Raw genomic sequence first — 9,722 nt, forward strand, 5'->3', positions numbered from 1 at the left:
AAACTAGCAATTAAAGATATTTCTATAGAGATAACGTTGGCCACATTCTTCAGAAATGGTGTATTAAATCCCAAGTCATCAATGAACCAATAAATTAAGAATAAGTTGATTAGAAATGCCACTCCCCCAGCAATGAGAAATCGGAAAATTTTATTGTTGTAGATTTTAGTTAACATAAGGAACTCAACTCAATATAAATTACAGATAATTATCTCTTATTTACCGTGTCTTGTTGTGTATATATCACAACGTTTGTTAGAAAAAACGGGCTTTTCATTAGGATTATACAGGCTATCTAAATATTTTTTATCTTCCCGGTTTTCTCTTGTTTTGCGGCAAAAAACTATCGCCTCAACTTGATGATTGGCTCTTGATAACTTATAGAGAGCATTCTTAAATTTTTCCTCACTTGCTCGATTATAAAACATTAAGGCACGACGTTGACTGTAGTAAGGTATCAATGAACTCCAATAATCTCCGTAGATTAACAAAACACCTTCAGGAGAAGTAACAGTTTGGACTTGAGAGGCAATTTCTAAGTAACTGTTACCATGCAATTTTGTCGGATACCAGAAAGCTCGGTAAAATTGCAGTTGTGATAACAAAATTAAAGCCAGGAAAAACCAGCCTACAGACTGCCAAATTTTCCGTTTTTTCTCTATTAACCCCATGATGGTAAATCCAGAAGCACCGAGGAGAAAGATAGCATTAGCATAGGGATAATAGTTATGAACAAAATGCAAATTGGTAAAAATGGCAACTGTCAATATAAATAGTAAACTTAAGCCATAACTTAGTAACTTTTTTGAGGTGAAAATTGGTAATATTACTAAAGCCATAACGCTGATTATCAATCCGCCAAAAACGTCATTTAGAGTCCTAGTTAGATAATTTCTCCACTCTGACCGAGATAATTTTTGAGCGATAGTTCCAAAGTTCCAATCTCTCAAAGCTTTCGAGGTGATAAGATCTGCTGCCATGGGATTGAGTAGCTTTTGGGCATCGGCAAAGTTAACCCAAATTTTTGCCAGAAGGAAGGGTATGATGATAAAGACAACGACGGGTATCAATAAATCTTTCGCTAAGTTACGAGATGAGTCTTTCTTAACCCAATTAATACCTATCCAGACACAAGCTAAAATTAAAAATCCAGCCATAGTCGTTACTTTAGTCAGACTGGCAGCGATTCCAAAAAGACAGGCTAATAAGGCAATAATTGGCGATTTATAGCGAAAATAAACAGCAATACAGGCCAGGTAAGCTAAAGAGAAAAATAGGGCGGTTGATTCAATCATGAATGTTCGCGCCCAAAACAGATAAAGAGGACTGGCTAAAAATAAACTCAAAAACAGCCAACGGAAAGCTCGTGCTACTTGTAAATAAGATAGGATTACATATATAGGAATCAAACTTAAATAAAAGAAAAAAGCACTCACAAATCTACCAGTTTGGTCAATGGGAGTCTGAAAAAGCTTAACTAAAATTGCAACTATTCCTTGATAGAGCGGAAACTCCATTGGAATTGACCAAGTCACTCCTAAAACAGGGGTTTCATAGGCTAACCAAGGACTACCTTTGAGTAAATAAAAGACCGAGATGGCCGTTTGAGTTTGACGAAAAGCGTGGACATCTATCAAAGGATTATTCCAGCCGCCGCTAATCCCCCAAAAACTATGGATTAAGCAAACTGCAAAAATTAAAAACAATATTTTCTCAGTCCATGATTTAGAAGCAAGCATATTTGACCATCTCCAGTTTTTTAACCCCATATACGCACAGACCCAGATAGTTTTGACATAGTAATCTAATGCTCTACTATAACCAACGGCTAACGTTTTGACTAAAAATTTCTTTGAGAATATCTGTTACTGTGTAGGTTAACTGCCAATCAGGATAATGATTTTTAAACTTACTCACATCAGAAATCCACCAGATATGATCACCAATACGATTAGTCTCCACATACTGCCAGTTTAACTTTTTATCCGCAATCGCTTCACATTCTTGAATAGCTTCTAACATGGAACAATTACTAAAGCGACTACCACCGATATTATAAACTTCTGCTACTCGCGGGGTCTGATAAAAATGATAAAAAGCATTGACGAGATCGTAACTATGAATGTTATCGCGTACCTGCTTACCCTTATACCCATAAATACTGTATTCTTTGCCGATCATCGTACATTTCATCAAGTAGGATAAAAAACCGTGTAATTGCGTTCCCGAATGACTTGGACCGGTTAAACAACCGCCACGAAAAGAGGCAGTTTTCATCTCAAAATAACGCCCGTATTCTTGTACTAACACATCCGCCGCCACTTTCGACGCACCAAACAAAGAATGTTTACAAGCATCAATACTCATCAACTCGTCAATACCATGAGCAAAATAAGGATGATTTTCCGAGATTTCCCAACGTAGTTCTTTTTCTACTAAAGGCAATTCATTCGGTCTATCGCCATAAACTTTATTGGTGGAACAGAAAATAAATACTGCTTGGGGACAGTGTTGACGAGTATTTTCTAATAATACTAAAGTTCCGTTAGCATTGACACTAAAATCCATATAGGGATCCTTAGCTGCCCAATCGTGGGAAGGTTGCGCCGCCGTGTGGATAATTAAGGATATATCATGACTATAGGTTTTAAATATATCTGCAATAGCTTCATGATCCCGAATATCCACAGCATGGTGAATGTATTTATCCCCGTAATCTTGCGATAATTTGGCTCGATTCCACTCCGTTGAAGCGTCTTCACCAAAAAATACCTGACGCATATTATTATCGATGCCAACGACGGTATAACCCCGATCACAAAAAAACCTGACTGATTCGGAACCGATTAAACCAGCAGAACCAGTTACTAGAACGATCGCCATAACTATATCCTGAATTTTTTGCCTAGTTGTTGAGAAATTTCCCAAGTTGAGAAAACTTTCCCCGACTTTACTAGATATGTTCGCCTTTGTCAATTAAACCCGAGGAGATTCCCTTAACTGCGGCAATTCCCTCAAAAATTATCGTCTTATCCACTAGGAGTGATTTAATGGCGTTTTCTTGCCAGTAATCCCTAATTAAGTCCCCATCTCCCCCCGTTAAAATTATCCCGCTCTCTGGATATAAATTTAACCATTCCAGACTGAATTTTTCTATTCCCGCCAAAATTGTATAGATTATCCCACTTCTTATCCCTTCTGCTGTTTCTTTTGCCCACATCTGCGGTAATCTTTCCGGTAAGGACACCTCTGGTAAGGCTGCCGTCCGTTCCCTTAAACTGGCTAATTGCACCTTTAACCCGGGTAAAATTGCCCCCCCCACTAGCTTTTTATCCCCATCCACTCCCGTAAAAGTTAAGGCTGTTCCCGCATCGATGACTAAACAGGGAAATCCGTATTTTTTTCCCGCACCTAAGACAGCTAAAGCTCGATCGATGCCGAATGTCGGATATAAATCCAGTAAAGGAATATCTTTTAAAGTAATTCTCCGTAAATTGCCATAATTTGCCCATAATTCTCTTTGGTTAGGAACCACGGAGGCGACAATCAATGCACAGTTACATTTATTTGTCAAGAGTTTAGGGAAAATTTGTTGCAAAAATTCATTACTTAGGGGTTCCCTCAGGTGAGGAGTATCGAGACAAGCTAACAGGGTTTGACCGCAAAAATACCCCCAATGTAGCCGAGAATTGCCGATCATCAAACCTATCCAGTCAGTATCTTGCTCAGTCATTTATTTAGTGGGAAGTGGGAAGTGGGGAGTGGGAAGTGGGGAAGTGGGGTGATGGGGAGAATAAATAAAAATAATCTCCTGACGACCGGCTCCTGACTCCTGACTACTGACTGCTGTTGATCAACGTAATTACCGTCACTTCGGGGGGACAAAAAAGACGACCGGGAAAATAGGTTCCTAAGCCTCGATTGACATATAATTGATTTTCCCCGACTCGGTGAAATCCCTCGGACCATTGCCAGTATCGGACTACTCTGCTAAACTGCCGGTGAAAGGGAACCCATTGACAATATGGTTCCGGCAGCGATCGCCTAAGTTTCTCTAAAACTATCGGTAGGGAACCCATACCCGGGATAGTCACTTGGCCTCCGTGGGTATGACCGGATAACTGCAAATCCACGCGCCAATCCCTTAAAACCATGGCTGTATCGGGATTGTGGGAAAGGACAAGTCTGGGTATATCGGGAGCAATTTGCTCAAGGATTTGCGGTAAAAATTCCCCGGACCAATAATCGGCCAATCCGACGATGGGAAAATTTTCGCCGTAGGGTGTGGCGATTTCATTCCAGAGTACCCGAATTCCCACGCTAGTTAAGGCTGATCTGACGGTTTCCCTTGCGTGGGGAGGATAACTGTCATGATTTCCTAAACAAGCATAAATACCCCCTTGACTTTCGAGAGCTTTTATGCTATCGACCAGGGTAAAAATTGGCCTGGGACTATCGGTAATAAAGTCCCCCGTCAGGAAGATGAGATCGGGTTTTTCTTGATTAGTAATGGCGATCGCTTCTTGCAGGACAGCTACAGGCAAATGCTGTTCATCGCAGTGCAGATCTGACCACTGCACCAACTTGATCCCTTGCAGATGTGCCGGTAGGCCGGCAATTGCGATCGTTAATCTTTCTACCTGTAAGGATTCTAGCCAAAAGGGTCGCATCGGTGAGCCGTTGTCGGTGAGTAGTTACCGAAAAATTGGGTGTGTCAACAGTCTATCAATTCCCGATGGGGTTGTTGGGGGATGCTTCCGCAAACATCCCTCTTTTGACCATTAGCCTTGAAATTTACTGATAATTCTTTCCATAGCGGCCTCGACGTTGGCACGACTATTAAAAGCCGACAGCCGGAAATAACCCTCTCCGGCGGCCCCAAAGCCGGATCCGGGGGTCCCCACCACATTGCAGGTATGTAGCAGTTTATCGAAGAAATCCCAACTCGATAGACCTTGGGGCGTTTTTACCCAAACGTAGGGCGCATTTACGCCACCATGGACTTCTAAACCGGCGGCGGTTAATTTTTCTCGGATAATTGTTGCATTTTGTAAATAAAACTTGACAAGTTCTTGTACTTGTGCTTCTCCTTCCGGGGAATAAACCGCCTCAGCCCCCCGTTGGACAATGTAGGAAACGCCGTTAAATTTGGTCGATTGCCGACGATTCCACAGTTTCCAGAGTTGCACATCACTCCCGTCGGCCGCTTTGGCCGTGAGACTTTGGGGAACCACGGTTAAAGCGCAACGCGTCCCGGTAAAACCAGCATTTTTAGAAAAAGAGCGAAATTCGATCGCACATTGCCGCGCCCCCTCGATTTCGTAGATGGAATGGGGTAAACTGGCATCGGTGATAAAGGCCTCGTAGGCCGCATCAAAAAAGATAATCGATCCGTTAGCCCTAGCATAATTAACCCAAGCTGTCAAGTGTTCTTTGGTAGCCGTGGCCCCGGTGGGATTGTTGGGAAAACAGAGATAGATTAAATCGACTTTTTCCGCCGGAATCTGGGCAGTAAAGTTATTTTCGGCGGTAATTGGCAGATAAATCAAGCCCTCGTATTCGCCGCGGTCGTTGGCCTCTCCCGTGTGTCCAGCCATAACGTTAGTATCGACGTAAACGGGATATACTGGGTCAGTAACAGCGATCGAGTTATTATCTCCAAAAATATCGAGAATATTGCCCGTATCGCACTTAGAACCGTCGGAAATAAAGATTTCATCGGCATTTATCTCACAACCGCGAGCCTGAAAATCATGGACGGCGATTTTCTCCCTTAACCAAGCATAACCCTGTTCGGGCCCGTAACCCTTAAAGCTAGAGCGATCGCCCATTTCCTCCACCGCTTTGATCATTGCCTCGCGACAAGCTAGGGGCAAAGGTTCGGTGACATCCCCAATCCCCAGACGGATAATATTAGCATCGGGATTAGCTGCCGCAAAAGCTTGGACTCGTCGGGCAATTTCCGGGAAAAGATAACCCGCTTTTAGTTTTAAGTAATTACTGTTAATGGTTGCCATAATTATTCTCGTTTCAGTCGCAACCTTTAATTCTATAATAGTCGGTCATCAGCCGTCAGTTTCGATCGCTCTCCTTCACGGACTAGGATTGGGTGTAGGCGGTTGTCTTTCGATATACAATCAGAGAAAAACCTCTTAATAACTGACATTAGTATGGGTGAATCAAAACGTCGTCAATCGGCCCTGGGTGATAAGTATGGACAGGAAGAAAACATCCTGCCTTGGCTACCGATTACCAAAAGTCAAGCATCCCAAGCTTACAAGTTAACCACTAGGGGTGCCTGGATTGGTATAGGAGTTTTAGCTGGGGTTTGGGTAGTTATTCGCTTTGTCGGGCCGGCCTTCGGTTGGTGGAATGTCCAATAACTGGTTAAAGCTGCATCAGTTTGGGGGTTAGGGTTTTAGGGTTTTAGGGTGTTGGGGTTTTAGTTGAAATTCCCCCACTTCCCCACTTCCCCACTTCCCCACTTCCCCACTCCCACCAAAAAATTAATTTTGTTGGTTTGCCAAGATCTGGTCATCGATCGCCCAGTCTATTTCTTGCCGATCGCGACCGGAAGGGAGATAATCATTCTGGAAGGAGTCTGTTAAACCACTGACGAGATCATATTCAGGCTGCCAGTTTAACTCCCGGGTGGCCTTATTAATATCAGCGTAGAAATGTTGAACCCGCAGGGGGAAAGGTTTCTTTTTGCCGAAGTCAAATTTTTTGGGGTTATAGTTAACAATCTCGATTTCCTCGGCATTTTTCCCCATCGCTGCCGCGCAAGCTTTCGCTAAACCGTTAAAAGTTACATAGCGATCGCCAGAAATATTATACACTTGACCGATAGCCTGAGAATTACCCAATACTGCGGCCATGGCCTTAGCTAGATCGACAACGTGACCGAATTGGGTAAAATGTTCTCCATGACCGGGTATAGGAATAGGGCGATTACGAACCAAACGGTCAAAAAACCAAGCTTCTAGGTCATTATAGTTCCCCGGTCCGTAGATATAAACCGGACGGATGGAAGTCCAGGGTAAACCCATCTCGCTTAAATAATTTTCTGTCTCGTGTTTTCCCTTGTGGCGACTTTTGGGATCTAGTTTATCCCCTTCTTTATGGGGCATTTGGTCGGATTTTAGATAAACCCCCGCCGAGCTAACATAGACAAAATGCCCGATTCTTTCCCTAAAAATCTCGACGAGGGGCTGAGTATCACTTAATTCTCTGCCATTATTATCGAAAATTGCCTCAAAACTTTCATTTTTAAGCTTTTCTTTCAGTTGCGCTGGGTCAGTGCGATCGCCGTGAATCTGTCGTACTCCAGCAACCGGAGCGGGTTTATTGCCACGATTGAATAATACTACCTCATGACCCTGTTCTACTAACACTTTAGTCAAAGAAACACCGATAAATCGGGTTCCACCCATAATTAAAATTTTCATAAGATGATGGCATAGATATCAAGGTTATATTATCACTCGATCGGTGCGGTTTAAAAACTGTGCTTTTTAGGTTTGTGTCATCAATCCAGTCTTTTGGGGGGTTCTACCCCCCAAACCCCCCGTTGGGGACGCAAGCGCCGTCCCCAAACCCCTCGCGCATTAGCTTTTCGGTGGGATGCTTACACGCGGCTGTTCATACATTTGTAGCAGTTTAAGAGTGACTGATAATTGCTGATTATCGGTATTTCCGAAAATGTGAGATGCACCCAAACCGAGCGACTTTTAATGCAAGTTTTAAGTAAGCGCCAATTCAGACTTAAATTGTTGGCCAAGTTTCGGTAAAATAAAGGTAATTAGTCAACAGAGGAGGTCAAAATTATGACTTTAGCCAAGGTAAAAAATCTTTATGATCAAGATTTTGCTTTGTGGATAGAGAAGACGGTCAAACAATTAAAATCTGGGGATTTATCTCAAGTTGATTTAGAGAATTTGATCGAGGAGGTGGAGTCTTTGGGAAGACGAGACAAAAGGGAACTTAAAAACCGTTTAATTACATTATTTGAACACGGTTTAAAACGGCGTTATCTTCCTTTTTCCGACTGTTATCGAGGTTGGGAAGTAACAATTAAACGCTGTCAATCTAAGTTAAAAGATATCCTGAAAGACTCTCCTAGTTTATGCAGTTTTTTAACCGATATTTATGATGATTGTTATCAGGAAGCGGTGGAGAATATGCGAATTAAATACGATGTTAGTTTTCCCGATGTTTGTCCTTTTTCTAAGGATATTGATGGCTTATTAAATCATAAGTTTTGGGAAAGTTAAACTCTGATACTAAATCCGTTGAGTAGAGGCAATAGGCGGAATAAATAATCAGTCTTTAATAACCAGACTTAGTGTGATTTTCAAGAAATTAATTTAAGTTTAATAAGGAGAAAAATGATGACTTTAGCCAAGGTAAAAAATCTTTATGATCAAGATTTTGCTTTGTGGATAGAAGCAACCGTCAAACAATTAAAATCTGGGGATTTATCTCAGGTTGATTTAGAGAATTTGATCGAGGAGGTGGAGTCTTTGGGGAAAAGTCAACCCAAAGCGGTTGATAATTTTTTAACTCGTTTATTAGAACATTTATTAAAACGTTGTTATGTGGTTCTTCCCGATTGTTATTGGGGGTGGGAAATTGAAATTAGAAATTTTCGCAAGGAGTTGAAGAAGGAATTTAAGTATTCTCCTAGTTTGAAAAGGTTTATGATAGAGATTTTAGAAGAATGTTATCGAGAAGCTTTAGAAGCGGTGAAAGAGGATTATCCGGACTCTAATTTTCCCGATGTTTGTCCCTTTGCTGAGGATATTGATGGTTTATTAAATCATAAGTTTTGGGAAGATGAAAAATAGGTCAAACTCTAATCTTTGGGGGGAATTGCCATCACTTGATTATCATTAACCACAACCAATTTACCGCCCAATTTTTCGATATTTTCCTTAGCTAACCTGCGGGTTTCTTCGTCTTGGCTATTTATCCAGACTAACATCCAAGCACCGACTCTAGGAGCGCGACTATCGGGATTAGTTTCTAAAAATTTTACTGTTCCCCTAGCGGATTTTTCGATAAATTTATTACCGGCAATTTTCGCCCAATCGGCGGCCATTTGATAGGATTTTTTCGCTGCGGGAATATCACCTAAAAATAATAGTTCATCCACTCCTTTATATAACCAAATAAAATAGGCATCGGTAACATCAGGAGTGAGTTTTGATAAACCTTTATTCATAATCTCAATCGTTCTTTCGGGTTTACCGGCATTCAGGGAAGAAGCGACAGACATCATCAAATAGGCGCGGACAAATTTGGGGTCATTTTTGGTGACAATTTCCATAAAATCGGGACTTAAACCGTAACCAGTTTCCCTACGAGCATCCACATCGCCATAGTATTGTATAAACTGCAACATTGACCAATTGGCTAACATATTGTCAAAGCCAAAGGAAGGTATATTTTTTAATAACTGAACCTGAGCATTTTCTAGACGAGACTCTTGACGATAATTTCTCTCTAATAACTTTTCTTTGGTCAAGGTTTTCACCTTTTCCTGTTGCATTTCCACAATAGCCATGATTAGTCCACCGATGACGGCGACTAAACCAAGAGTTTTAAGTAAGGATAGATTGAGAGATTTTTTTGCACCTACCATAGCTTTAAATAAAAGTCAATAATCAGTGTAGGGTTAATTCATGAATTAACCCTACCATCGCGGTTAATTCATGAATTAA

At 41.4% G+C, this 9,722-nt stretch carries 10 protein-coding genes and 1 pseudogene; 3 read left to right on the forward strand and 8 right to left on the reverse strand.

All coding sequences use genetic code 11. The features are described from left to right. The 6 genes and pseudogenes from PX636_RS19295 to PX636_RS19320 all read right to left on the reverse strand — a co-directional run. Positions 1-176, reverse strand: a pseudogene (locus PX636_RS19295) (glycosyltransferase); the annotation flags it as partial. Between the two features lie 39 nt (positions 177-215). Continuing rightward, positions 216-1,739, reverse strand: a complete 1,524-nt coding sequence (locus PX636_RS19300) for an ArnT family glycosyltransferase (protein WP_288118347.1) — start codon at positions 1,737-1,739, stop codon at positions 216-218. Positions 1,740-1,815: 76 nt separating this feature from the next. Continuing rightward, positions 1,816-2,883 carry an NAD-dependent epimerase/dehydratase family protein gene (locus PX636_RS19305; protein ID WP_002759431.1) on the reverse strand — a complete coding sequence of 356 codons (1,068 nt, stop codon included), beginning with the start codon at positions 2,881-2,883 and terminating at the stop codon, positions 1,816-1,818. Between the two features lie 70 nt (positions 2,884-2,953). Then, a complete protein-coding gene (locus PX636_RS19310; RefSeq protein WP_288118348.1) occupies positions 2,954-3,733 on the reverse strand; it encodes a pantothenate kinase in 780 nt (259 codons plus the stop codon). Between the two features lie 103 nt (positions 3,734-3,836). After that, the gene (locus PX636_RS19315) at positions 3,837-4,670 is read right to left on the reverse strand and encodes a metallophosphoesterase (protein WP_288118350.1); all 834 of its coding nucleotides are present in this window, start codon (positions 4,668-4,670) and stop codon (positions 3,837-3,839) included. A gap of 111 nt (positions 4,671-4,781) precedes the next feature. Beyond that, positions 4,782-6,017: an LL-diaminopimelate aminotransferase gene (locus tag PX636_RS19320; protein WP_288118352.1), complete on the reverse strand. Its 1,236-nt coding sequence runs from the start codon at positions 6,015-6,017 to the stop codon at positions 4,782-4,784. A gap of 153 nt (positions 6,018-6,170) precedes the next feature. Between PX636_RS19320 and PX636_RS19325 the strand changes: the two genes are divergently transcribed. Beyond that, positions 6,171-6,383: a DUF2839 domain-containing protein gene (locus tag PX636_RS19325; RefSeq protein WP_002759416.1), complete on the forward strand. Its 213-nt coding sequence runs from the start codon at positions 6,171-6,173 to the stop codon at positions 6,381-6,383. 123 nt (positions 6,384-6,506) lie between these two features. Here PX636_RS19325 and PX636_RS19330 read toward each other — a convergent pair whose 3' ends face one another. Then, a complete protein-coding gene (locus PX636_RS19330; RefSeq protein WP_288118354.1) occupies positions 6,507-7,448 on the reverse strand; it encodes an NAD-dependent epimerase/dehydratase family protein in 942 nt (313 codons plus the stop codon). 378 nt (positions 7,449-7,826) lie between these two features. On the opposite strand from PX636_RS19330, the gene PX636_RS19335 reads away from it, so the two are divergent. Together PX636_RS19335 and PX636_RS19340 are read left to right on the forward strand one after the other, a co-directional pair. After that, positions 7,827-8,273: a DUF29 domain-containing protein gene (locus PX636_RS19335; RefSeq protein ID WP_288026888.1), complete on the forward strand. Its 447-nt coding sequence runs from the start codon at positions 7,827-7,829 to the stop codon at positions 8,271-8,273. Positions 8,274-8,390: 117 nt separating this feature from the next. Then, positions 8,391-8,846, forward strand: a complete 456-nt coding sequence (locus tag PX636_RS19340; protein ID WP_288118358.1) for a DUF29 domain-containing protein — start codon at positions 8,391-8,393, stop codon at positions 8,844-8,846. Positions 8,847-8,854: 8 nt separating this feature from the next. Here the strand turns inward: PX636_RS19340 and PX636_RS19345 are convergent, their stop codons facing one another. After that, on the reverse strand, positions 8,855-9,643 hold the full coding sequence (locus PX636_RS19345) for a hypothetical protein (RefSeq protein WP_288118356.1): 789 nt from the start codon (positions 9,641-9,643) through the stop codon (positions 8,855-8,857). Positions 9,644-9,722: the final 79 nt, after the last annotated feature.

The organism is Microcystis sp. M53598_WE2, from assembly GCF_030067735.1.
GTDB lineage: Bacteria > Cyanobacteriota > Cyanobacteriia > Cyanobacteriales > Microcystaceae > Microcystis > Microcystis aeruginosa.